Source organism: Streptomyces sp. SA15, assembly GCF_002291145.1.
GTDB lineage: Bacteria > Actinomycetota > Actinomycetes > Streptomycetales > Streptomycetaceae > Streptomyces.
On sequence record NZ_NTGE01000109.1, the window covers coordinates 80,931 to 105,049 of the forward strand.

The window sequence follows — 24,119 nt, forward strand, 5'->3', positions numbered from 1 at the left end:
GAGGCGGGGTGTGACAGAAGTGCCCTCACCGCGGGCACGCCGTCAGTCGGCTTTACGCGCCCGGCCCCGCCCTGTCTGTGTCCGCACCGCTCCCATGCTCGCCGCGATGACCAGGGCGATGGCGGCGGACTCGGCGGCGGTCAGGGACTGGTCGAGGACCAGGAAGCCGGCCGTGGCGGCGATGGCCGGTTCCAGGCTCATCAGGATCGCGAAGGTGGAGGCGGGCAGGCGGCGCAGGGCGAGGAGTTCGAGGGTGTAGGGCAGGACGGAGGAGAGGAGGGCGACCGCCGAGCCCAGGGCGATCGTCGTCGGGTCGAGCAGCTTCGTGCCCGCCTCGGCGATGCCGAGCGGGAGGAAGGCCAGAGCCGCGACCGCCATGGCGAGCGCGAGCCCGTCGGCCTGCGGGAAGCGGCGGCCCGTACGCGCGCTGAAGACGATGTACGCCGCCCACATGACACCGGCGCCCAGGGCATAGGCGACACCTATGGGGGCGAGGCTGCTGAAGCCTCCGCCGCCGAGGAGGAAGACGCCGGTGAGGGCGAGCGCGGCCCAGACGAGGTTGATCGCGCGGCGGGACGCGAGGACCGACAGCGCGAGCGGGCCGAGGACCTCCAGGGTGACGGCGGGGCCGAGGGGGATGCGGTCGACGGACTGGTAGAACAGGCCGTTCATCGCGGCCATGGTGAGGCCGAAGACGACGACCGTGCCCCAGTCCGCGCGCGAGTGGCCGCGCAGCCGGGGGCGGCAGATCAGCAGCAGCACGACTGCGGCCGCCAGCAGCCGCAGGGTGACCACGCCGAGCGCGCCGGCCCTCGGCATCAAGGTCACCGCGAGAGCGCCGCCGAACTGCACCGAGACGCCTCCTGCGAGGACCAGGCCCACCGGGCCGAGGGAGCCTCGGCGGCGTGGGGTGCCGGCCGGTGCGGGGGCCGATTCGACCGAGGTCGAGGTGGAGGGGACGGCGCTGGGGGTGCTCACGGGGCCTTCCGGGCGGCTCGGGATGGCATTTCGTTCAGCTCACTGTACGGCGCAGTCCAGAGTAGTGGACCACGTCAGGTGTGTGAACCCCTTATGGAGCTGTCCCAGGCCGGGAACGGCTAACGCCGCGCCATGTACATCGCCAGTGCCTTGTGCAGCAGCCGGTTGACCGGGAAGTCCCACTCCCCCAGGTACTCGACGGCCTCTCCGCCCGCGCCCACCTTGAAGCGCAGGAGACCGAGCAGGTGGTTGGACTCCTCCAGCGTGTCGGTGATGCCCCGGAAGTCGTAGACGGCGGCGCCGAGTTCGTGGGCGTCGGTCATCATGCGCCACTGAAGGGCGTTGTTGGGCTGGACCTCGCGTTTGCGGCTGGTGGAGGCGCCGTAGGAGTACCAGACGTGGGCGCCGACGGTGATCATGGTGGCCGCGGCGAGGATGTCGCCCTCGTGGTGGGCGAGGTAGAGCCGCATGCGGTCGGGGTGTTCGGCGGTCAGCGCGGTCCACATGCGCTGGAAGTAGGCCAGGGGGCGTGGGAGGAAGCGGTCGCGTTCGGCGGTCTCGGTGTACAGGTCGTAGAAGGCGGGCAGGTCGTCGTGGCCGCCGCGGACGATCTTCACGCCGGCCTTCTCGGCCTTCTTGATGTTGCGCCGCCACTGCTGGTTGAGCCCACTGTGGATGTCCTCCAACGACCGCCCGGCGAACGGCACTTGGCAGACGTAGCGCGGCTGTCCGGCGGCGAAGCCGTCCTCGTCGCCGGGTTCGGTCTGCCGCCAGCCGGCGCGGCGCAGGCGCTCGGCGAGGTCGAGGGCGCGGGGGTCGTGCGAGGTGGGCTCCGCGTCGCGCAGCCGCCGGGCCGCCGGGTCGGCGATCGCCGCCTTCACGGCTTCGGCGCTCCAGCGGCGTACGACGACGGGCGGGCCCATCCTGACCGAGAAGGCGCCCTGGCGCTTCAGATGCGCCAGCATCGGTTCGAGCCATCGTTCACGCAGATCGGACGCGTACCAGTCGATCAACGGCCCCTCGGGCAGATACGCGAGGTACTTCTTCAGCTTGGGCAACGGCCGGTACAGCACGAGCCCCGCCCCGACCAGCAGCCCCTCCTCGTCGAACCAGCCCAGGCTCTCCGCCCGCCAGTCGGGCTTGACCTCGCCCCAGGAGGGCAGCTGCGTGTGGCTGGCGGAGGGGCGGGCGGCGGCGAACGCCAGGTGCTCGTCGCGGGTGAGGGGCTTCAGGCGGAGGGGCATGTGCGGGCTCCTTCGTACGTTCGTACAGGTGAGACCGCCAACCTACGAGTCGGCCGCCGACCCTGCCGTGACCCGAAGACCGTCAGCGCGTCGGAGTCAGGTATCGCTCTCCAACGCCTCCGCCAACACCTCCGCCAGATGCCGCCCCCGCACCCCCGCCAGCTGCTCCATCTGCGTACGGCACGAGAACCCGTCGGCCAGGATCACCGCCCCGTCCGCGGCCTCCCTGACCTCCGGCAGCAGCCGCTCCTCCGCGCACGCCGTCGACACCTCGAAGTGCCCCTTCTCGAAGCCGAAGTTGCCGGCGAGGCCGCAGCAGCCGCCCGCCAGATCCCCGTGCAGGCCCGCCGCGGCGCGCAGGCGGCGGTCGGCCGCGTCGCCCAGGACCGCGTGCTGGTGGCAGTGGGTCTGGCCGGCCGTCGGGCGGTCGACTCGGGGTGGGATCCAGTCGGGCGCCAGGCGTTCCAGGGCCTCCGCGAAGGTCAGCACACGGTCGGCCAGGCGGCGGGCGCGCGGATCGTCGTGCAGCAGTTCGGGCAGGTCCGTGCGGAGGGCCGCCGCGCAGCTGGGTTCCAGGACGACGACCGGGGCGTCCGTCTCCAGCACCGGCGCCATGAGGTCGAGGGTGCGGCGCAGCACCGTACGGGCGCGGTCCAGCTGGCCGGTGGAGACGTAGGTCAGGCCGCAGCAGACGCGGCTGCGCCGCATGCTCAGCAGCGAGATCGCCGCCTTCGACGTACCGTCCCCCACCGGGCGCACACGCATCCGCAACGTCGGCGGCAGCGCCACCCGCAGGCCCGCCGCCTCCAGCACGCGTACGGCCGCCCGGCCCACGGACGGTGACAGGTGCTCGGTGAAGGTGTCCGGCCAGAGGATGACCAGCGCACCCGGGCCCTCGATACGGCGCCGCCTCCCCCACCACCGGCTGAACGTCTCCGTCGCCACCCGCGGAATCTCCCGCTCCGGCGCGATCCCGCCCACCCGTTTCGCCACCCACGCCAGCGGCCGTACGGCGGCGAGCGCGTTGACCACGGACGCCGTACGCGTACGGGCCACCGCCCGCAGCCACACCGGCAGCCACCCCATGCTGTAGTGGGCGGCCGGGCGGCGCCGACCCGCGTAGTGGTGGTGCAGGAACTCCGCCTTGTACGTGGCCATGTCCACCTCGACCGGGCAGTCGGAGCGGCAGCCCTTGCAGGACAGGCACAGGTCGAGCGCGCCCCGCACCTCCTTGGACCGCCATCCGTCGGTCACCACCTCGCCCGCCAGCATCTCGTGCAGCAGCCGGGCCCGCCCGCGGGTGGAGTGCTCCTCCTCGCCGGTCGCCCGGAAGGACGGGCACATGACGGACGACCCGGTCGCCGTCGTCGTACGGCATTTCGCGACCCCGACGCAGCGCCGCACCGCCGCCGAGAAGTCACCGCCGTCGGACGGGTAGCCGAAGGCCACGTCGACGGGCTCGCGGGGGAGGACGGAGAAGCGGAGGTTCGCGTCGAGGGCGGCCGGGCGCACCAGCATGCCCGGGTTGAGCAGGTCGTCCGGGTCCCACACGCCCTTCGCCCGTTCGAAGAGGGCGACCATCTCGTCGCCGTACATCTTCGGCAGCAGTTCCGCCCGCGCCTGCCCGTCCCCGTGCTCGCCGGACAGCGAGCCGCCGTGCGTCACGACCACCTCGGCCAGCTCCTGCGAGAAGCGCCGGAAGCGGGCGATCCCTGCCTCCGTGAGCAGGTCGAAGTCGATACGGACGTGGATGCAGCCGTCCCCGAAATGCCCGTACGGCGTCCCGCGCAGCCCGTGGGAGGCGAGGAGGGCGCGGAAGTCCCGCAGATACGCGCCGAGCCGGGCCGGCGGCACCGCGCAGTCCTCCCAGCCCGGCCACGCCTCGCTCCCGTCCGGCATCCGGGTGGCCGTACCGCTCGCGTCCTCGCGGATGCGCCACAGCGCGCGCTGCCCGGCCGGGTCCGTCACCACCAGGGAATCCACCACATCCGCCGCCCGCACGATCGCCTCCGCACGCGCGCGTGCCTCCGCCTCCGTCTCCCCGCCCGTCTCCACGAACAGCCAGGCCGCGCCCCGGGGCAGCACGGCCGCGGACGGCACGAGGTCCGCAGCCATGCCCTCCACGGTGAGGGGCTGGTACGGCAGCAGGCCCGCCGCGGCCTCGGCGGCCGCGCTCTCGTCGCCGTACGCCAGCACGGCGAGCGCACGCGCGCGTGGCGCCTCGACGAGCCGTACGACCGCTTCCGTGAGGACCGCGAGGGTGCCCTCGCTGCCGCAGAAGGACCGGGCGACGTCCGCGCCCTTCTCGGGCAGCAGCGCGTCCAGGGCGTATCCGGAGATACGGCGGGGCAGCTCGGGGAAGCCGGTGCGCAGCCGGGCCAGCTCACCCTCCACCAGCGCGCGCAACCCCTCCGGCGCCCCCGCCCACCCCTGCCCGAGCCGCAGCCGCTCCCCGCGCGCGGTGACCACGTCCAGCTCGCGCACACTGTCCGCGGTCGTCCCCCACGCCACCGAGTGCGAGCCGCACGAGTTGTTGCCGATCATTCCGCCGAGGGTGCAGCGGCTGTGGGTGGAGGGGTCGGGGCCGAAGCGGAGCCCGTGCGGTGCGGCGGCCTCTTGGAGACGGTCGAGGACGAGCCCCGGCTGCACGACCGCCGTACGCGCCCCGGGGTCGATCGACAACAGCCGGTTCATGTGGCGGGTGAAGTCCAGCACGACGCCCGTGCCGGTCGCCTGACCGGCGATCGAGGTGCCGCCCCCGCGTGGCACGACCGGGACCCCGCGCGCCCTGCACACCTCCAGTACGGCCGCCACGTCGTCGGCGTCGCGCGGCGCGACGACGGCCAGCGGGACACGCCGGTAGTTGGACGCGTCCATGGTGACCAGCGCCCTGGAGGTGACGTCGAAGCCGACCTCGCCTCGGACGACCTTGCGCAGCTCGGCCTCAAGATCCGTCATACGTCCAGCCAATCACCATGAGTCTCACCCGATGAGGCCCGATGAGGCGTCTCACCCGACGGACTACGTTTCGACCAGGTTTCCCCCACCGGCTACCCTCCCTTCGTGGCTGAGATCCAGATTCCCGCTGACATCAAGCCCGCCGACGGACGCTTCGGCGCGGGCCCCTCCAAGGTGCGGACGGAAGCGCTGGACGCGCTGGCCGCGACCGGCACCTCCCTCATGGGCACCTCCCACCGCCAGGCCCCGGTCAAGAACCTGGTCGGCAAGGTCCGCGAGGGCATCACCGAGCTGTTCCGGCTTCCCGAGGGCTACGAGGTCGTCCTCGGCAACGGCGGCTCCACCGCCTTCTGGGACATCGCGACCCACGGCCTGATCGAGAACAAGTCGCAGCACCTCAGCTTCGGCGAGTTCTCCTCCAAGTTCGCCAAGGCCGCCAAGCTCGCCCCCTGGCTCGCCGAGCCCACCGTCATCTCCAGCGACCCCGGCACGCACCCGGAGCCGCAGGCCGAGGCGGGCGTCGACGTATACGCCTTCACCCACAACGAGACGTCCACCGGTGTGGCGGCGCCCGTGAAGCGGGTCGAGGGCGCGGACGCCGGGTCCCTCGTTCTGGTGGACGCCACCTCCGGCGCGGGCGGCCTCCCGGTCGACATCGCCGAGACCGACGTCTACTACTTCGCCCCGCAGAAGTCCTTCGCCTCCGACGGCGGCCTGTGGATCGGCGTGTTCTCCCCGGCCGCGCTGGAGCGAGCGGAACGCGTCCACGCGTCGGGCCGCCACGTCCCGGAGTTCTTCTCCCTCCCCACGGCGATCGACAACTCCCGCAAGAACCAGACGTACAACACCCCGGCGCTGGCCACCCTCTTCCTCCTCAACGACCAGCTGGAGTGGATCAACGGCCAGGGCGGCCTCGCCTGGTCCACGGCCCGCACGAAGGACTCCTCGACCCGCCTCTACAGCTGGGCGGAAGAGTCCAAGTACGCCACCCCGTTCGTCAGCGACCCCGCCAAGCGCTCCCAGGTCATCGGCACGATCGACTTCGCCGACGAGATCGACGCGGCAGCCGTCGCCAAGGTCCTGCGCGCCAACGGAATCGTCGACACCGAGCCCTACCGCAAGCTGGGCCGCAACCAGCTCCGCATCGCGATGTTCCCGGCGATCGACCCCGCGGACGTCGAGGCGCTGACGAAGTGCGTCGACTACGTCATCGGCCAGCTGTAGCCGTTTCGGTCTGTTTTCGGTACGACGCTGAGGGCGCCCGGCGAGACGTGGGCGCCCTTTGGCGTTGTGAGCGATTGGCAGATGTGTTCCACCGGAGCGACCCGTGACCTGGGGTTTTTCCTCGCGGGGGTGGAACACATCTGCCAATCGCTACCTCACCAAGGAAATCGGGGCAGGAGCATGGGCGAGGGTGGGCCAGCAGGCGGGACATCGACGGGATACGACGGTCAGCTCGTCGCGGCAGTTCGGGCGGGGACCGCCGACGAGGTGCGGGCGCTGTTGGACAGGGGCGCGGATCCCGACGCCGGGGACGCGGGCGGACTGCCGGTGCTGTGCGTGGCCGTCGCGGGGTACGACGCGCCGGTCGCCGAAGCGTTGGTGGAGGGCGGAGCGGACCACTCCTCCTCGCCGCCTGGGCGGCCGAAGAAACGGACAGCGAGATCCTGACGAAGGTGCTCGATCTCTTCATCGGGTGCGAGCATCCCGACCAGGAGGCCATAGGGCTCCGTTACGTCGACCATCCCGACCCCCGCGTGCGCCGCGAAGTTCCCTACGCCCTCTCCACGTACGCCACGTATGGCACGTACGCCCCTCTCAGCCCCGCGGCCAGGGCCGCGTTGCTCACTCTCACCCGGGACCCGGACGCCGACGTTCGGATCGCGGCGTGCCGGGAGGGCATGCGGGACGATGAGCTCCTCCCGGAGATCATTCGGGCGCTGCTCCTCATGGTCGAAGACCCGGATGCCGGTACGCGGGGTGCGGCCGCGTCAGTCCTGGCCGCGTCCAGGGCCCGCACGCCCGCCGTCGCCGACGCCTTGGCGGCGTTGATCGACGATGACGAGCAACTCGTACGGCTGGACGCCGCCTACGGTCTCGCCCGGCGCGACGATCCGCGTACCGAGGAGGCGATCGAGCGCGTGGGGCCTCTCGGTGCCGGTTTCGAGCACGATCACCGGCCCCACGAGTTCTGGCGGTGGAGGGAGCGGATGGAGGGGAGTGACAACCCGCCTGCCGGCTGAGGACCGGCAAGGGCCGGCGCGGATACGTTCACGCCGGATAGGGAGCGGCGGCGCGCGCCGACCGGAGCGCGCCCGCCCACCAGGCCAACTGGTCGAGCAGCGTCTTGGCGTACCCGGGGGCCTCAGGGTCGAGGGGTCGGCCGTCCTGCCACGCCGTGAAGTAGTTCGGAAAGGCGAGACCGTCGCGAATCGTCACCGCGTGCAGCTCGGTCAGCACGTTCTCCAGATGCAGCACCGCGTGCCGGCCACCGGCTGCACCACCGTAGCTGACGAAGGCCACCGGCTTGGCCGTCCACTGGGTGAAGTGCCAGTCGATGGCCGCCTTCAGCGACGCGGGATAGCTGTGGTTGTACTCCGGTGTGACGACGAGGAACGCGTCGGCGTCCTCCAGAGCCGACGTCAGGGCCGCCATCCCGGCCGGGCGGGGGTAATCGTCGCCGGCGTACTTCGGCGATGCGGCGGGCAGCTCCAACGGGATGTCGATCTCGGCCAGATCGACGACATCGATCTCGAAACCACCGTGCATGCCTGCCTGTTCGGCGACCCACGAGGCCACGACCGGGCCGAACCGTCCTTCCCGGACGCTTCCGACGATGATCACCAGCTTGTGCTCGTTCTTCTCCATGCCCACCACGATCGGGCCGTGCCATGGCTCCAGCCAGACCGTGCTCAGGCTGGCCCCCGCAGGGCCAGCCTGAGCAGTCCCGCGGTCACCGGGCGGCGCCGTATGCTCACGGCATGGGAACGCCGTTAGGGGATTTCGTCCGGGCCAAGCGCGACAGCATCCAGCCGGAATCGCTGGGACTGCCCGTTCACGGCCGCCGTCGGTCACCGGGTCTACGACGCTCGGATCTCGCCGCGCGGGCCGGTATCAGCGTCGAATACCTGACCCGTATCGAACAGGGCCGTGACCGCTATCCCTCGATAGCCGTGGTGAACGCGCTTGCCGATGGGCTCAGCCTCGACCCCGCGGAACGCGACCACCTGCGCTACCTCTCGAAGATCACCGGCGGCGAGTGTTCCGCTCACGCCCGGCCCGCACCACCGCGCCGGGACGTCCGTCCGTCGGTCCTTCAGACACTCCGCCTCCTTGAACCGGGGATCGCCCTGGTGACCAACCGGCTGGGCGACGTCCTCGCCCACTCCAGCGGCTACGAGTCGGTGACGAGCGGAACCGGACTGCTCGACTCCGACGCCCCGAACCTCACCCGTTACGTCTTCACCGACCCCCGCGCCCGGACGTTCTTCGCCGACTGGGACGACGTCGCGGACGAGCAGGCCTTCGACCTCTGGCTCGGACCCTCCCTCGAGAACCACGAGTGGTTCACCGCGGAACTCGCCCCCGTCGCCGGCCCCGACTTCACACGCCGCATGAACCGTCACGTGGTTCCGCGACGCGGAACTCTCCGCCTCAACCACCCCTCCGGCTGCGAACTTCAGCTGCTCCGCGAGACACTCGAACTCTCCTCGGACGCCCAGCAACTGGTCGTCTTCCTCCCCGCGGACGAGAAGACGGCCCAGGCCGTCGACCAACTCCGCCGCCGGCCCCACGGCAGGCTCCGGGCCATCTCGTAATCGGTTGCCGTGGGTCGGCGGCGCACTGACGAAGTGCGTCGACCATGCGATCGAGAAGCCGTGGCCGTTTCGAGCGGTACGACGCTGAGGGCGCCCGGTGAGAACCGGGCGCCCTTTGTCGTGGGTTGGCTCGCTGCGGTCGGGTTTGTTCACTGCGGACGCCAACTCCCTTGTGTGAAGGGGATATTGCGTGGCGGGAACAGAGCGGAACGGGCTGTTCCGTGGGACTGACCTCATCTGTAGGGTGCATCGAAATCTGCGGAGAGGTGTGGACCAGTGGGACTGACACGTCGTGCGCTCATCAAGCGGGGAGCGGGACTCGCCGCGGCGGCAGGGGTGTTGAACGGTCAGGGGACTCCGGCGTGGGCCTCCCCGGCCGTGGACGGTGGGACGGGCGCGCGTGCCGTCGACGTGACCGTCACGGAGGTGACCAACGCCTCCGCCGCGCTTGCCCCGGACGGGCGGACCGTCGTCCTGGACCTGCTGAACCTGTTGTGGACGCTGCCCGCCGAGGGTGGTGACGCCGTGCCGCTCACCGGTGTCGAGGAGGAGGCGAGCGAGCCGGACTTCTCGCCGGACGGCCGCCGGATCGTCTACCAGGCGTACACCGACGGCGTCTTCCAGCTGTGGCTGATGAACGCCGACGGGACCGGGCGGCGGCAGCTCACCTCCGGTGACGCCGACCACCGCGAGCCGCGCTTCTCGCCCGACGGCACCCGGATCGCCTGCGCCGCCGAGAGGGATGGCCGGTACGCGGTCCACGTCGTCGACGTCGACAGCGGCGAGGCCACCGTCTGGACCACCGGCACCGCCCAGGAGGGCCAGCCCTGCTGGACACCGGACGGCACGGCGATCGCCTTCACCACGGGAACGGGTGACGCCCCGCAGGTCATCGACCAGGTCACCGCCGACGGCACGCGTACCACCCTCGCCAAGGTCACCGAAGGCCGTCTCGCCGGGCCGTCCTTCTCGCCCGACGGCAGCCGCCTCGCCCACGTCCACCTCACCAGCACCGGCACCGCGCTCATCGTCGACGGCGAGACCGTGTCCGGCGACGGCGAGGACGTGTTCCCCTTCGCCGCCCGCTGGGCCGGCCCGGATCAGCTCCTCTACACCGCCGACGGGCGCCTCCGCCGCCGTACGCTCCGGGGCGGCACCGTCGAGGACGTACCGTTCAGCGCCCGTGTCACCGTCCCCAAGGTCACCGAACGGCCCGCCGCCGCACGGGACTTCGACGGTGCCGGTGACCGTCAGGTGAAGGGCGTCGTCGGGCCCGCGCTGTCCCCGGACGGCCGCAGCGTCGCCTTCGGCGCCCTCGGCGACCTGTGGATCATGCGCCGCGGCCGGGCACCCGAGGCGGTCGTCGCCGACGGGCACCGCAACACCGACCCTGCCTGGACACCGGACGGCCGCGGGCTCGTATACGTCAGCGACCGCGACGGTGGCATCGCACTGTGGCGGTACGACCTCGACACCCGCGCCCGGCGCCGCCTCACCGACACCGACCTGTCCGCCGCCGCGCCCGCCGTCAGCCCGGACGGCACCACCGTCGCCTTCGTCTCCGAGGGCGCCACCCTCCGCACCCTGGAGCTCGCCTCCGGCGCCGTCCGCAAGGTGGCCGGTCCGCTGAACGCCCCCGGCCGCCCCACCTTCACCGCCGACGGAAAGCGCCTGTCCGCCGCCGTCCTTGTCCCCGTCACCCCGCGCTACCGCGAGGGCCGCAACCGGATCCTCACCGTCGACCTCACCACCGGCCAGGCCCACTACAGCGAGCCCCTCCCCGGCGGCTCCCTCGCCAACCGCATCGACGCGGGCCCCGTCCACTCGCCCGACGGCACCAGGACGGCGTACATCGCGAACGGCACCCTCCACATCAGCGACCTCGACGCCGACGGCCGCACCACCGGCACCGCCCGGCAGGTCAGCACCGAGACCGCCGACGCGCCCAGCTGGAGCGGCGACTCCGCCTCCCTGCTCTACCTCTCCGACGGCCGCCTCCGCCTCACCACGCCCGCCGGAACGACCTCCGCCGTCCCGCTCCGGCTCACCTGGCGCCCGGCACTGCCCACCGGCCGTACGGTCGTCCAGGCCGGTGCCCTCTGGGACGGCACCGGCCCCGGCCTGCGGCGCGACGTCGACATCCTCCTCGACGGTCACCGCATCGCCGCCGTCACCCCGCGCGGCGAGCGTCCCGTCCGCGCCGGGGACAAGGTCGTCGACGCCCGCGGCCTGACGGTGCTGCCCGGCTTCGTCGCCGTCCACGAACACGGTCCCTGGGAGCGCAACGAACTCATGCGCCTGTGGCTCTCCTTCGGCATCACCGCGCTGCGCTCACCCGGCACCGCGCACTACGCGGCCGTAGAGGCCAAGGAGGCCCTGACCTCCGGCCGCCGCACCGGCCCCCGCGTCTTCGCCGCCGGCGACCTCGTCGACGGCTCCCGCGTCTACTACTCCTCAGGCCGCCCGGTCACCGACGACGAGCAGCTGCTCCGCGAGATCGGCAAGGCCCGCGCCCTCGGCCACGACATGGTCAAGACGTACGTCCGGCTGCCCTACGCCCTCCAGCGCAAGGCCGCCCGGGCCGCCCACCGGATCGGCCTGCGGACCACGTCGCACTACCTGTTCGGCCCGCTCGGCCTGGGCGCCGACGGCGTCGAGCACATCGGCGGCACCAGCCGCTACGGCCGCCGCCAGAAGGAGACCCACCTCGGCCACAGCTACCAGGACGTCACCGGCCCGCTGGCCGCGAGCGGCATGGCGTTCACGCCCACCTTCGGGCTTTCCGGCCTCGGCCTGTCCGCCGTACGGGCCGCCCTCTACCGCTACGCGCAGTGGGCTCTGGACGACACTCGGCTGACCTCCCTGCTCACCGCCGCCGAGTACGCGGAGCTGCGCGAGGGCATCGAGGCGGCGCTGGCCGACGAGCCGACCGCCGAACTCGCCTTCGTCGCCCGGCACGGCGAGACCGTGCGCCGCCTGGTCGAACAGGGCGCCCACGTCGCCGTCGGCACCGACAGCCCGCTCGTCCCGCCCGGCGTCTACTACCACCTCAACCTGCAGACCATGGTCCGCCACGGCGTCAGCCCGTACGAGGCACTGCGCTCCGCCACCGTCCAAGGCGCCCGCACCCTGGGCCTGTCCGACCGACTCGGCACCGTCGAGCCGGGCAAGCTGGCCGACCTCGTCCTCGTCGAGGGTGATCCGACGACGGACATCGCGGCCGCGGCCGCCGTACGCCAGGTCGTCGTCGGCGGTGTCCCGCACACCGTCAGGGACCTGACGGCGACTGGGACCGGGACTGGGACTGGAACTGCGACCGCGACCGCGACGAAGCAGAGTCGGACGGCCGTCCGCAACGCCGCCCTGCCCGACGTACCTCAGCAACCGGCCCGCGACGGTTTCTGGTGGCACCGGGAGGAGCACATACCCCACTCCTGCTGCTGAGGATTCGGGTGTTCCGGTCCGACGGAGCCTTCGCACACCCGGTCGAGCACCGTCTTGGCGTACCCGGGAGCCTCAGGGACCTCCCTCGCCCCGCACGTACGCTCCCGCGCGCGCCGCGACCACGGCTGCCTCGGCGGCCCGGTCCGCGGCGGCCTCGTCGAGGCTGTCGCCGCTGGTCAGCAGGCGGTAGTAGAGAGGAGCGGAGACAGCACGGATCACCTCGCGGGCATCGGTGCCCTCAGGTACCTCCCCCCGGTCGATGGCCTGCTCGACGCAGGGTGCCCACTCCTTGACGCGGATGTCGTAGAAGCGGTGCAGGGCCTCGGCCGTCTTCGACTCGCAGGTGGCTGCCGCGATCACCGCTTTGAACAGTGCTCCCTGCCGCGGGTCGGCCAAAGTGCGCTGCACGAGCCGGGCGTTGGCCTTGAGGTCGCCGAGGAGCGAGCCGGTCTCCGTGCGCGGCAGTGACTGTTCGGCCATGTCCATGAGCAGGTCGGCCACCAGGCCGTTCACCGTTCCCCAGCGCCGATAGACGGTCGTCTTGCCCACTTCGGCGCGGCGCGCGATGTCGGCGAGGTCCAGGTGGGCGAAGCCCCGCTCCGCCAGGGTGTCCCCAGCCGCCTCCAGCACCGCCGCCCGCACCCGTGCCGTGCGCCCTCCCGGCCGGACGGTTCCCGGATCCGCACTCTCAAAGCCCATAACGGGACTCCAGTTTCGTTAATCACTCGCCTCTGCTACGTTTACCGGCACACTAACGGAACCAGAGAACCGTTAGGTAGTTGGCCGGCTGACGAAAGAGGACCAACCATGGAGTACAGGCGACTGGGTGCCTCCGGACTCAAGGTGCCCGCACTGAGCTTCGGCGCCGGCACCTTCGCAGGCCAAGGACCACTGTTCGGCGCCTGGGGCACCACTGACGCGAGAGAAGCACGCCGCCTTGTGGACATCTGCCTGGACGCCGGGATCACGATGTTCGACACCGCGGACGTCTACTCCGGTGGCGCGTCCGAGGAGGTCCTCGGCGAAGCACTCAAAGGCCGCAGGGACCAGGCGATCGTGTCCACCAAGACCAGCCTGCCGATGGGCGACGGCCCAGGCGATGCGGGCTCCTCCCGCTCGCGCCTGATCACCGCGTGCGAGGACGCGCTGCGCCGGCTCGGCACCGACTACATCGACCTGTTCCAGCTGCACGCCTTCGACGCCGGCACGCCGATCGAGGAAGTCCTGTCCGCGCTCGACGACCTCGTTCGAGCGGGGAAGGTTCGCTACCTCGGAGTCTCCAACTTCTCCGGCTGGCAGACGATGAAGTCCCTCGCGATCGCGGAGCGGTACGGCCACCCGCGCTACGTCGCACACCAGGTCTACTACTCCCTCGTCGGCCGCGACTACGAATGGGAGCTGATGCCCCTCGGGCTCGATCAGGGCGTCGGGGCAGTCATCTGGAGCCCGCTCGGCTGGGGACGGCTCACCGGTAAAGTCCGCCGCGGCCAGCCGCTACCGGCCACCAGCCGACTGCACAGCACCGCCGACTACGGCCCGCCGGTCGAGGACGAACACCTCTACCGCGTGGTCGACGCCCTCGACGAGATCGCGCAGGAGACCGGCAGAGAGATTCCGCAAATCGCCATCAACTGGCTGCTTCAGCGGCCGACCGTCTCCTCCGTCATCATCGGCGCACGCGACGAGAAGCAGCTCCGTCAGAACCTCGGCGCCGTCGGCTGGACACTCACGCCCGACCAGATGGCGAGACTCGATGCGGCAAGCGGCAAAACAGCGCCCTACCCGTACTTCCCCTATCAACGCCAGGAAGCCTTCGCCCGTCTCAACCCACCAGTGAGCTCTCGTCGGTTCACAGCTCCAGCTTGCCCCTTGTCCGGCTCGACGGCTTGCTGAAGCTATCGAGAATCGATAGATTTCCATCGTAGCTCGATCGAATACGAGGTGAAGGAGAGGCGATGGGAAAGCTGACAGTGCTCGCCCTGCGCGCCGTGCTGGTGGTGCTGCTCGCCGGCTCGCTGGTCGTGCAGGCCGTGATGGTGCCGCTGCTGGTCGGCGACGTGGAGGTCGCCGCGGACCTCGCGTACCCGCCCGGCTTGTTCCTCGTGATCCTCGTGCTGGGCATCGTGACGGCCCAGGTCGTCCTGCTCTGCGTATGGCGGCTGGTGACGATGGTGCGACATGGCACCGTGTTCTCCCACGCCGCCTTCCGGTACGTGCACGTGGTGATCGGCGCTCTGGTGGCGGCCGCCCTCCTGATGTTCACGCTCGGGGTACTGCTGGCGCCGGGCGAGGCCGTCGCACCGGGCGTTGTCCTGCTGGTGGGCGGGGCCGTCGTGGCCATCCTCGGGGTCGCGCTCATCGTGCTCGTGCTGCGGATGCTGCTCGCCCAGGCCGTCGCGCGCGACGTCGAGGCGACGCGGATGCGGGCCGAGCTGGCAGAGGTGATCTGATGCCGATCGCCGTCGACATCGACGTGATGCTGGCCAAGCGGAAGATGTCCGTGGGCGAGCTCGCGGACCGCGTCGGGATCACGCCCGCCAATCTGGCGGTGCTCAAGAACGGCCGCGCCAAGGCAGTGCGGTTCACCACGCTCGCCGCGCTCTGCGAGGTGCTCGAGTGCCAGCCGGGGGATCTGCTGCGCTGGGAGGCGGAGGGCGCCGCTGACGGGCGACCTCAGCCGCCCGCGACGGTGACCGGGGCCGACCGGGCGTCTGCTGACGAGTGAAGACCTTCCGTACGTCGACGGGGGCGCCCCGCGAACACCGGGCGCCCCCATCTCACTCCCCGGTCACGTCCCCGTACAACTCACACTCGGCACTCCCCCGCCCCCAGGCGCACCCCCGAATCCGAATCCGGCCGAACCGCCCACCGCGACCGCCCCGTTGTGGTCGGCGTTCGACGCGGTGACGGTGCCACCCGTCTGCGTGTACGACGCGTTCCACATGCTGGTGACCTTCTGTGCGCCCGGCCACGTCCACGTCACCTTCCAGGACTTGAGCGGTGTCGTGCCCGAGTTGGTCACCTTCACCTCGGCGTTGAAGCCGCCGCCCCAGTCGCTGCTGACGGTGTACGCGGCGGTGCAGGCGGCCGTACCGCCGGGGCCGCCGGGACCCCCGGGGTCACCCGGACCCCCGGGCCCGCCTCCACCGGCCGGAAAGCCCGGTGCCTTGATGCTCGCCAGGTAGCCGTCCTTCACCGTGTCCACCGACTGCCAGTCGTCCTTCAGGATCCCGCCCGTGTCACCGGAGTTGGGGTTCCAGGACCAGAAGGTCCAGTGGAAGGAGTCGGCGCCGTACGTCGATGTGGAGCGCAGGTACGTCACCAGCGCGGACAGCCATCTCTGGTCCACCGTCGACTGGAGCGTCGTACCGAACTCGCCGACCCACACCGGCGCGATGTTCTGCTTGAAGATGTAGCCCCAGTACTTGTCCCAGATGCCCGGCATGTTCGCGGGGAACGACGGGTCGTTGAACCAGCTCTGCTGGGCCACGCTGGTGGCGTAGTCGTGGGCGGAGTACACCAGCCGGTTCGGCACGTCGAGGCGGACCGGGTACTGGGCGACGCCCATCAGGTTGCCGCCCCACCAGCCGGAGACGCCGTTGAAGGTCTGCACGCCCTCTACGAAGATCAGCAGGTCGGGGTTGGCGGCCAGCACCGCGTTGCCCGCCCGTTCGGCCGCCAGACGCCAGTCCCTCGCCGTGTCGCCGCAGCCCCAGCAGGCGGGGTCGTGCGGCTCGTTGTGCAGGTCGATGCCGATGACGGTGGGGTTGCCCTTGTAGCGGGTGGCCAGGGCCTTGAGGTTGTTGATCCACGTCGACTCGGGCACCGCCGACGTGTACCAGAGCGCCGACTGACCGGCCGCGTCCGGGCGGTGGCGGTCCAGGACGACCTTCAGGCCGCCCTGACCCGCGTACGCGACGATCTTGTCGAGGACCTGTAAGGACGTCAGCCCTCGCAGATCGGTGTTCTTGCCGTCGAAGTTGATGCTGTCCGGCATGGTGCCGGGCTTGAGGATGTCGTCGCTGAAGGGCAGGCGGATGGTGTTGTAGCCCAGCGACTTCATCTGGTCGATCATGCTCTTGTAGTCGCGGGCCCACAGGCCGTGGGTGACATGGTTGGCGGTCTCGAAGCCGAACCAGTTGATCCCGGCGATACGGACCGGCTGCCCGGCCGCGTCCAGGATCTGCCGACCGCTGGTGTGCCAGTAGCCGGCGCCGGGCTCCGCCGCGTGGGCCGTCTGCGCGCCGGCCCCCAGCGGTAACAGGAGCGCGGCGGCCACCGCGCACAGCGCTCTTCGCAAGCTGCGGAACATGTCGCTGCTTCCTCTCGGGAGGCGCGGGCCCGGAACGAGTGGGAGCGCTCCCACTTCCCGCCTCCCCCATAGAAGACAGCTCGCATGGACACGTCAAGAGAACTGACGTCGCCCGGTGCGCGGAATGTTCACTGCCGCGCACCGGGCGGACGTCACCGGCTCAGCTTCTGGAACCGCCGTACCGCGAGCGGCAAGAAGATCAGCGTCAGCACCACCGGCCACACCCCCGCCATCAGCAGCGCATGCTCCTCGACCCACGAGTCACCGCCGCCGACCGGCGTCCCGAACAGCTCGCGGGCGGCCGCCGCCGTGGAGGAGATCGGGTTCCAGGCCGCCACCCAGCCCAGCCAGTCCGGCATGAGCTGGGGCGCGACGAAGATGCTGGAGATCATCGTGAGGGGGAAGGCGACCGCGAACAGGCCGCCCGCCGCCTCCGGGTTGGGCACGAGCAGCCCCAGCCACACCCCGATCCAGATCAGCGCGAACCGCAGCCACAGCAGCAGCCCGAACGCGGCCAGGAAGCCCCAGCCCCCGTCCGGCCGCCAGCCCATGGCCAGCGCCGTGAGCATCATGATCCCCAACTCCGCGCAGGCGACGATCAGATCGGTCACCCCGCGCCCGGCGACCACCGCGGACGAGGCCATCGGCATGGAGCGGAAGCGGTCGATGACGCCCTTGGTGGAGTCGTAGACGACAACGGTGGCGGTGTTGATGAAGCCGAACGCCATCGTCATCACGAACATCCCGGGCATCAGGAAGTCCTTGTAGTCCCCGCCGCCGGGCACCTGCATGGCGCTGCCGAAGACATAGCCGTAGAGCAGGACGGACAGGATCGGGAAGCCCAACTGCCAGGCTATGTTGATCGGTTGGCGCTGGTAGTGGGTCAGTCCGCGCCGGACGATGTTCCAGCAGTCGGCGAGCAGCCAGTACGTACGGCCACCCGTGCCCGGCGAGCTCAAGTCGACGGCGCTCACGCGGCGGCCTCCTTCGCGTTCGACACGTCCGTCCGGTGTCCGGTCAGGCGCAGGAACACGTCGTCCAGGCTCGGCCTGCGCAGCCCGATGTCCTCGACCCGGACGCCCTCGTCCTGCAGGGTGCGCGCCACCTCCGTCAGCGCCAGGACCCGGTCGGTCACCGGGGCGTGCACCCGCAACTCGCTCTCGTCCGCCTCGGGTTCGCCGTCCGAGACCCGGGCGACCACCTTCACCACGCGCGGTATCTCGGACCGCTCGGCGACCACGACCTCGATACGGTCGCCGCCGATCCGGTTCTTCAGCCCGTCCGGGGTGTCGTCGGCGATGGCACGCCCCTGATCGATGACGGTGATGTGCGAGGCCAGCTTGTCGGCCTCCTCCAGGTACTGCGTGGTCAGCAGCACGGTCGTGCCGCTCGCCACCAACGCCCGTACGGACTCCCAGACCTCACCCCGGCTACGGGGGTCGAGGCCCGTCGTCGGCTCGTCGAGGAACAGGACGGCCGGCGCGAGGATCATCGAGGCGGCGAGGTCGAGACGCCGCCGCATGCCGCCGCTGTAGCCGCCGACGCCCTTGTCGCCGGCGTCGGTCAGGTCGAACTGCTCCAGCAGTTCGGTGGCCCGCAGCTTGGCCCGCTTGCCGCCGAGGTGGAACAGGCGACCGAACATCTCCAGGTTCTGCCGGCCGGTGAGCACCTCGTCCACGGCCGCGTACTGCCCGGTGAGCCCGATCCGGGCGCGCACCTCGCGCGGCTGCCGGGCCACGTCCAGTCCGGCCACCGTCGCACGGCCGCCGTCCAGTCGGACGAGCGTGGACAGGATGCGGACGGCGGTGGTCTTCCCGGCGCCGTTCGGCCCGAGCAGGCCGTGCACGGTGCCCTCACGGACTGCCAGGTCGAAGCCGTCGAGAGCGCGCTTCTCGCCGTAGCGCTTCTCCAGGGCTTGTGCCTCTACGGCGTACCCCTCCATGGATTCCCTCCCTAGGTAACTGAGTACACCGTACCCGATTGCGCGTACGCCGTACCCAGTTTTTTCTTCAGGACCTAAGCTGAATCGCATGACGAGCGGCAAGGGCGGCAGCGGCACTGCCGGCGGCGGTACGGAAACCAGTGGCAGCGGCGACATCGAGCGCACCCTCCAGCTGCTGTGGGACACCGGCCGGCGCCCCAGCCGCGGCCCCAAGCCGACCCTGACGCTGGACCAGATCGTGGAAGCGGCCGTCCGGGTCGCGGACACCGAGGGCCTGGAGGCGGTGTCGATGCGCCGCGTCGCCGCCGAGCTCGGCACCGGCACGATGTCGCTGTACCGCTACGTCCCCGGCAAGGGCGAGCTGCTCGACCTGATGCTGGACCGCGTCCAGAAGCCGTCCGAGGACCCGGCGGACCTCGGCGACGGAGGCTGGCGCGCCGCCCTGGAGGCCCTGGGCCGCGCGACCCTCGACCTCTACCGCCGCCACCCCTGGCTGCTCCAGGTCAACCAGTCCCGCCCGATCCTCGGCCCGAGCGCGCTCGACGGCATGGAAAAGGTGCTCTCACGCATCAGGCCGATGGGACTGACCGACCCCGAACTGGTCTCGGCGATCATCGCGATCGACGGGTACGTCGTCGGCGCCGCGCGCACGCAGGTGTACCAGGAGGAGGCGGAGCGCCGGACCGGCCTCACGGACGCGGAGTTCTGGCAGGCCCAGGTGCCGACGCTGGAGAAGGTCCTGGCGTCGGGCCGCTACCCGGTCATGGCCTCCCTCTCCGAGGACACCTTCGGACCCGACTTCGACCACTTCGAGTTCGGGCTGCAGCGGATCCTGGACGGGCTGGAGGTGTTCGTGGCCCGGCGGCGGGAGGAGGAGTGACCTGCGAGTGGCCTACGAATGTCTATGGATGTCTATGGATGTCGACGAGTGACCTACCCCCGGCGCCGCATCCGCCGGAAACCCAGCAGCGCAACGAAAGCGACGGCCAGGGCGATCGCACCCACCTTGACGTTGCCGTCGCCGCCGGAACCGTCCGAGGTGTCCGACGCCCCCGAACCCCCGCTGCCGGACGGCGACTCGGAGCCACTGTCGCCGGGCGCGTCCTCCGCCGTCACCGGGCTGTCCGTGCCCTCGCTGCCGTACATGACCTTCGTACCGTCGGCCGAGTAGCTGACGGACTCCCCCTGCCCCTGAAGGGGCACGCTGAGCCGCCCCTCCCGCTTGATCTTCCCGGCGTTCCAGTCGTACCAGATGCCGCCTAGGTAGCCGCGTACGGCGAGCCGTCGGCCGTCCGGGGAGAAGGCGGCGTCGGTGGCCCACAGGTCGACAGGGGCGATGGGCTTGAAGATGTTGCTGCCGGAGGGGGAGAGCTTGGCCGGGCCCTCGTAGAGATGCCCGCCGTTCTCCTTCTTGTCGATGATGTAGACGCGCCCGGTCTTGGGGTGCACGACGAGCGACTCGGCGTCCCGGGGGCCGTCGGAGTACTTCACGACGTACTGCGTGGCCCGGATCGTCTGGTCCTTGAGCGTCTTGGGCTCGGGGAGCTTGTAGACCCACACGTAGGGCCACCGACCGCCGAAATTGTCGCCGATGTCGCCGACATAGAGCTGGTTGTCGGGGCCCATGGCGATCCCCTCGACATCACGTGGCGTGCCCACACCGGTCATGGTGATCGTCGCGACGGTCTCGCCGGTGCTGCTGTCGACGGCGTAGAGGTAGGCGCCCTTGTCCTGGTCGTTGTGCGTCCAGTAGATGCCCGGGTGCTGACGTGAGGCGGCGAGGCCGCTGGACTCGGTGATGCGCGTGTCCCTGATGGTGAAGCTCTTGTCGCCGTCGGCGGCGGAGGCGGGCACGGCGAACGCACCCACGAGCAGGATTCCGGCGAGGAGAGCGAAGGGTCGGCGCATGCCGTCAAGCGTGCCATCCCGGTCGGCGTTTCACGGCGCGTGGTCGGACTCACACCCCGCCCGCCTCCGTGATCCCCCATGATGAGCGGATGCTCAGGATCATGCCGGTCGGCGACTCCATGACGATCGGGAGCGCGGGCGACCACACGTGGCGCTACCGGATGTGGCGGCACCTGTGCACGACATACGGCGGCCCGTTCGCCCTGGTCGGACCGCGCGAGACGCTGTACGACAAGGCCGCGGACGCGCCGACGTCGTACGCGTACGCCGAACCGGACTTCCCCCGCGCCCACCTGGCTGGTTGGGGCGAGGGCTGGCTGCACATGGCTCCGTTGATCGGGGAGGCGGTGCGGGGCTGCCGGGCGGATGTCCTGCTGATCTCCTTGGGTCTGATCGACCTCGGCTTCTACACGAACGCGGAGCAGACGGCGCAGAACGCACGGGAGTTCGTGGCCGAGGCCCGGGCGGCCAGGCCGCGCGTGCGGATGGTCATGCTCCCGGTGATCCCGAACATCCGGGCCGCGTCGGACGCGTCCTTCGCCGCGCAGGTCGACCGTTTCAACGAGCTGCTGGCGAAGACCGTGGCGGACCTGGACGAACCCCGCTCGCCGCTGCTGCTGGCGTCGATTCCGCCGTCGTACGACATCGACACCGATACGTACGACGGCACGCATCCCAACGCGAGCGGTGAGCACAAGATCGCGGGGGCGTTCGCGGACGCCCTGTATCAGGGCTGGGGGATGGGGGAGCCCTACGCGGCCCACTGATCCTCGATGGCCCGGAGGAGGAAGTCGGCGCAGGGGCGGACGGCGGGGCGCAGGTCGTCCCGGTCCCAGTGCTCCTGCTCTTCACCGAGGTAGACGGCTCGGGCGTGCGCCAGCACGGGCCGGTGCTCGTCCGGCAGCCGCTCGAGCACCCAGTCGGCGGCCGCGTCCTTGGAACGGATCGTGCCCGTGGTGAGCGTGGTCCAGATCCGGGCGAGGGTGAGGAGCACGTTGCGGGTGTCGGAGAGCAACTCGTTCATGAGCTGCGGCACGCCGGCGACGATGGCGCGCCTGAGGTCGTCGTGCGGGACGGGGTCGAGGACGTCGGCGGGTGGAGGGCCGTAGAGGGGGGTGTCGCCCTGCAGGACCATGGTGAGGAGGGGGGCGAGGTCGGGGCTGGGCCCGGGGGCGGGGACGGTACCGCGCTCGAAGTCGGCGCGCAGCCATTCGCCGTACAGGAACTCGCAGTTCGGCGGGTAGCGCCAGGGCCGTACGTCCGACTGCACTACGACGATCAGCTCGACGGGGCGTGCCTTTGTGCCGCCGGACACCTTGAGCAACTCACCGAGAAGGGCCCGGCGTTCGTCGTGGGTGGTCTGTCGGCGTACGACGACCAGGACGTCGATGTCGCTGTGGGGGCGGAGGCCGGTGAGGACGGCGGAGCCGTGGAGGTAGATGCCGAGGATGTTGTCGTCGCCGAGGACCCGTCGGACGAGCGGCACGAGGTGCGGCGCGTTGGGGTCTGGCATGTGGCTTTCCTCTCAGTGTCCTGGTCACCGTGCGTATCGTTGTACTGCGCGGCTGCACGTGTCCGAGGGGCAGCCGGGGAGGAGCGCCACGATGACCGTCCTTGAAGACAGGATCGAGATGGCCGAGGAAAACGGCGAGCTGACCTTGGACGAGCTGTTCGAGTCGCTTGAGCGGACCACCCCCGAGGGCTACAAGGTCGAGATCGTCGAGGGGGCCATCTTCATGTCGCCGCAGCGGGACACGCACTGGGAGATCATCGCCGACATCTACGAACAGCTGCGCACCAAGTACCCGCGTAAGCGTCTGAAGTCGGACGTCCGCGTCGACTACCCAGGCCACCTCAACGGCTTCGCCTCCGACGTGACCCTCGTGGCCGAAGGCGCCGAGAAGACCCCGGTGGGGCTCTGGCGCTGCCAGGATGTGCAGTTCGTCGCCGAGGTCATCTCGAAGAGCACAGCCCAGAACGACTACGGCCCCAAGAAGACCGCCTACGCCGTCGCCGAAGTCCCCGTCTACCTCATCGCCGACCCCTACCAGGGCAAGTGCCACCTCTACACCCAGCCCAAGAACGGCGACTACGCCAGCGAACTCACTGTCGTCTTCGGCACCGACGTCGACATGACCACCACCCACCTCGGCCTCACCCTCAGCACCGACGAGTTCCCCCGCGACTGACGACACCGGGCCAAGTTGCTGTACAGGCCAAGGACGTGCTGTACGCGCTGCTGTTCGGCGGACCCGAGGACGGCGTGGAACTGGACCGTGCAGAGCGGGAGTTGTTCACCCTCACCCTGCCCCGCGCCAACAAGTGCTGTACGGCGTACGGAGAACGTCGAGGAAAGCACGCTTGCATAGAGCGCACTCCAAGCCGTTGGCTAGGCAGTCATGAAGTACACGCAGCTCGGACGCACGGGACTCAAGGTCAGCCGACTCGTCCTCGGGACGATGAACTTCGGTCCGCAGACCGACGAATCCGACAGCCACGCCATCATGGACGCCGCGCTGGACGCGGGCATCAACTTCTTCGACACCGCCAACGTGTACGGCTGGGGCGAGAACAAGGGCCGTACCGAGAGCATCATCGGCAACTGGTTCGCCAAGGGCGGCGAGCGGCGCGACAAGGTCGTGCTCGCCACCAAGGTGTACGGCAACATGGCCGGGGACGGCGAGGCCTGGCCCAACCACGACAAGCTGTCCGCTCTCAACATCCGGCGCGCCGTCGACGCTTCGCTGAAGCGGCTGCAGACCGACTACATCGACCTCTACCAGTTCCATCACGTCGACCGGAACACTCCCATGGAGGAGATCTGGCAGGCCATCGATGTGCTGGTGCAGCAGGGGAAGATCCTGTACGTCGGCTCCAGCAACTTCCCCGGCTACAAGATCGCCCAGGCCAATGAGACAGCCGGGCGGCGCGGCGGGACCATCGGGCTCGTCAGCGAGCAGTGTCTGTACAACCTCGCCGAGCGGCGTGCCGAGATGGAGGTCATCCCGGCCGCGCAGGAGTACGGGGCGGGCTTCATCCCCTGGTCGCCGCTGCACGGCGGTCTGCTCGGCGGTGTGATCAAGAAGGAGGTCCAGGGCGGACGCCGTACCTCCGGACGGGCGGCCGACGCGCTCAACGACCCCGCCGCACGTGCGCAGATCCAGTCGTACGAGGACCTGCTGGAGAAGCACGGAGTGGAGCCCGGCGAGGCCGCGCTGGCCTGGCTGCTGACCCGGCCCGGCGTGACCGGGCCGATCGTCGGGCCGCGCACCGCCGAGCAGCTCGAGTCCGCGCTGCGCGCGGTCGAGCTGGAGCTGAGCGCGGAGCTGCTGGCCGGCCTGGACGAGATCTTCCCGGGCCCGGGGCCCTCCCCGGAGGCCTTCGCCTGGTAGCGCCCGGCCAGGGCACAGCAAGGCGGGGGCGGTCGGTTACCCGCCGACCGCCGCCGCCACCGCGACCACCACGAGCATCAGCACAAGCACACCGGCCATGATCCGGTTCCGGGTTTTCGGGTC

Annotated in this window: 22 protein-coding genes; 12 read left to right on the top strand and 10 right to left on the bottom strand. The window is 70.6% G+C overall.

The features are described from left to right. Positions 1-42: 42 nt before the first annotated feature. The 3 genes from CLM62_RS24420 to CLM62_RS24430 form a co-directional block, all read right to left on the bottom strand. A complete protein-coding gene (locus CLM62_RS24420; RefSeq protein ID WP_095752036.1) occupies positions 43-978 on the bottom strand; it encodes a DMT family transporter in 936 nt (311 codons plus the stop codon). Between the two features lie 119 nt (positions 979-1,097). Then, positions 1,098-2,222 (bottom strand): peptidoglycan bridge formation glycyltransferase FemA/FemB family protein, encoded by a 1,125-nt coding sequence (locus CLM62_RS24425; protein WP_095752037.1) that lies wholly within the window; start codon positions 2,220-2,222, stop codon positions 1,098-1,100. A 96-nt stretch (positions 2,223-2,318) separates the two neighbouring features. Continuing rightward, the gene (locus CLM62_RS24430; RefSeq protein ID WP_095752038.1) at positions 2,319-5,180 is read right to left on the bottom strand and encodes an FAD-binding and (Fe-S)-binding domain-containing protein; all 2,862 of its coding nucleotides are present in this window, start codon (positions 5,178-5,180) and stop codon (positions 2,319-2,321) included. 105 nt (positions 5,181-5,285) lie between these two features. On the opposite strand from CLM62_RS24430, the gene serC reads away from it, so the two are divergent. The 3 genes from serC to CLM62_RS51855 all read left to right on the top strand — a co-directional run bounded on the left by serC (position 5,286) and on the right by CLM62_RS51855 (position 7,423). Continuing rightward, entirely contained in the window at positions 5,286-6,404 is a 1,119-nt protein-coding gene (gene serC / locus CLM62_RS24435; RefSeq protein WP_095752039.1) for a phosphoserine transaminase, read from the top strand. A gap of 180 nt (positions 6,405-6,584) precedes the next feature. Further along, complete coding sequence (locus CLM62_RS51850) at positions 6,585-6,851, top strand: ankyrin repeat domain-containing protein (protein WP_257004063.1); 267 nt, start codon at positions 6,585-6,587, stop codon at positions 6,849-6,851. 5 nt (positions 6,852-6,856) lie between these two features. Further along, positions 6,857-7,423, top strand: a complete 567-nt coding sequence (locus CLM62_RS51855) for a HEAT repeat domain-containing protein (RefSeq protein ID WP_257004064.1) — start codon at positions 6,857-6,859, stop codon at positions 7,421-7,423. A 28-nt stretch (positions 7,424-7,451) separates the two neighbouring features. Here the strand turns inward: CLM62_RS51855 and CLM62_RS24445 are convergent, their stop codons facing one another. Then, the gene (locus tag CLM62_RS24445; protein WP_095752041.1) at positions 7,452-8,048 is read right to left on the bottom strand and encodes an NADPH-dependent FMN reductase; all 597 of its coding nucleotides are present in this window, start codon (positions 8,046-8,048) and stop codon (positions 7,452-7,454) included. Between the two features lie 113 nt (positions 8,049-8,161). Here CLM62_RS24445 and CLM62_RS24450 point away from each other — a divergent pair, with 113 nt between their 5' ends. Together CLM62_RS24450 and CLM62_RS24455 are read left to right on the top strand one after the other, a co-directional pair. Next, positions 8,162-8,998 carry a helix-turn-helix domain-containing protein gene (locus tag CLM62_RS24450; RefSeq protein ID WP_095752042.1) on the top strand — a complete coding sequence of 279 codons (837 nt, stop codon included), beginning with the start codon at positions 8,162-8,164 and terminating at the stop codon, positions 8,996-8,998. A 276-nt stretch (positions 8,999-9,274) separates the two neighbouring features. Next, positions 9,275-12,442: an amidohydrolase family protein gene (locus tag CLM62_RS24455; RefSeq protein ID WP_095752043.1), complete on the top strand. Its 3,168-nt coding sequence runs from the start codon at positions 9,275-9,277 to the stop codon at positions 12,440-12,442. Between the two features lie 72 nt (positions 12,443-12,514). Here CLM62_RS24455 and CLM62_RS24460 read toward each other — a convergent pair whose 3' ends face one another. Further along, positions 12,515-13,141 carry a TetR/AcrR family transcriptional regulator gene (locus tag CLM62_RS24460; protein ID WP_095752044.1) on the bottom strand — a complete coding sequence of 209 codons (627 nt, stop codon included), beginning with the start codon at positions 13,139-13,141 and terminating at the stop codon, positions 12,515-12,517. A gap of 108 nt (positions 13,142-13,249) precedes the next feature. Between CLM62_RS24460 and CLM62_RS24465 the strand changes: the two genes are divergently transcribed. The 3 genes from CLM62_RS24465 to CLM62_RS24475 all read left to right on the top strand — a co-directional run bounded on the left by CLM62_RS24465 (position 13,250) and on the right by CLM62_RS24475 (position 15,167). Further along, complete coding sequence (locus CLM62_RS24465; protein WP_095752045.1) at positions 13,250-14,335, top strand: aldo/keto reductase; 1,086 nt, start codon at positions 13,250-13,252, stop codon at positions 14,333-14,335. Between the two features lie 62 nt (positions 14,336-14,397). Beyond that, positions 14,398-14,892 (top strand): DUF2975 domain-containing protein, encoded by a 495-nt coding sequence (locus CLM62_RS24470; protein ID WP_095752046.1) that lies wholly within the window; start codon positions 14,398-14,400, stop codon positions 14,890-14,892. Further along, a complete protein-coding gene (locus CLM62_RS24475) occupies positions 14,892-15,167 on the top strand; it encodes a helix-turn-helix transcriptional regulator (RefSeq protein ID WP_095752047.1) in 276 nt (91 codons plus the stop codon). Before CLM62_RS24470 ends, CLM62_RS24475 begins: the two co-directional genes overlap by 1 nt. A 63-nt stretch (positions 15,168-15,230) precedes the next feature. Here CLM62_RS24475 and CLM62_RS24480 read toward each other — a convergent pair whose 3' ends face one another. The 3 genes from CLM62_RS24480 to CLM62_RS24490 form a co-directional block, all read right to left on the bottom strand. Continuing rightward, a complete protein-coding gene (locus CLM62_RS24480) occupies positions 15,231-16,754 on the bottom strand; it encodes a cellulase family glycosylhydrolase (protein ID WP_095752048.1) in 1,524 nt (507 codons plus the stop codon). Positions 16,755-16,906: 152 nt separating this feature from the next. Then, positions 16,907-17,728: an ABC transporter permease gene (locus CLM62_RS24485; RefSeq protein ID WP_095752049.1), complete on the bottom strand. Its 822-nt coding sequence runs from the start codon at positions 17,726-17,728 to the stop codon at positions 16,907-16,909. Next, the gene (locus CLM62_RS24490; RefSeq protein ID WP_095752050.1) at positions 17,725-18,696 is read right to left on the bottom strand and encodes an ATP-binding cassette domain-containing protein; all 972 of its coding nucleotides are present in this window, start codon (positions 18,694-18,696) and stop codon (positions 17,725-17,727) included. Before CLM62_RS24490 ends, CLM62_RS24485 begins: the two co-directional genes overlap by 4 nt. Positions 18,697-18,784: 88 nt before the next feature. Here CLM62_RS24490 and CLM62_RS24495 point away from each other — a divergent pair, with 88 nt between their 5' ends. Then, positions 18,785-19,576: a TetR/AcrR family transcriptional regulator gene (locus tag CLM62_RS24495; RefSeq protein WP_095752051.1), complete on the top strand. Its 792-nt coding sequence runs from the start codon at positions 18,785-18,787 to the stop codon at positions 19,574-19,576. A 53-nt stretch (positions 19,577-19,629) separates the two neighbouring features. On the opposite strand, the gene CLM62_RS24500 is transcribed toward CLM62_RS24495, so the two are convergent. After that, positions 19,630-20,604 carry a hypothetical protein gene (locus CLM62_RS24500; RefSeq protein ID WP_095752052.1) on the bottom strand — a complete coding sequence of 325 codons (975 nt, stop codon included), beginning with the start codon at positions 20,602-20,604 and terminating at the stop codon, positions 19,630-19,632. A gap of 89 nt (positions 20,605-20,693) precedes the next feature. Between CLM62_RS24500 and CLM62_RS24505 the strand changes: the two genes are divergently transcribed. Next, positions 20,694-21,371, top strand: a complete 678-nt coding sequence (locus tag CLM62_RS24505) for an SGNH/GDSL hydrolase family protein (RefSeq protein WP_095752053.1) — start codon at positions 20,694-20,696, stop codon at positions 21,369-21,371. On the opposite strand, the gene CLM62_RS24510 is transcribed toward CLM62_RS24505, so the two are convergent. Further along, a complete protein-coding gene (locus tag CLM62_RS24510; RefSeq protein WP_095752054.1) occupies positions 21,356-22,117 on the bottom strand; it encodes an aminoglycoside adenylyltransferase family protein in 762 nt (253 codons plus the stop codon). The genes CLM62_RS24505 and CLM62_RS24510 overlap by 16 nt on opposite strands. A 91-nt stretch (positions 22,118-22,208) precedes the next feature. On the opposite strand from CLM62_RS24510, the gene CLM62_RS24515 reads away from it, so the two are divergent. Together CLM62_RS24515 and CLM62_RS24520 are read left to right on the top strand one after the other, a co-directional pair. After that, on the top strand, positions 22,209-22,793 hold the full coding sequence (locus tag CLM62_RS24515) for a Uma2 family endonuclease (protein ID WP_095752055.1): 585 nt from the start codon (positions 22,209-22,211) through the stop codon (positions 22,791-22,793). Positions 22,794-23,003: 210 nt separating this feature from the next. Continuing rightward, a complete protein-coding gene (locus CLM62_RS24520; protein ID WP_095752056.1) occupies positions 23,004-23,996 on the top strand; it encodes an aldo/keto reductase in 993 nt (330 codons plus the stop codon). The last annotated feature ends 123 nt before the right edge of the window (positions 23,997-24,119 follow it).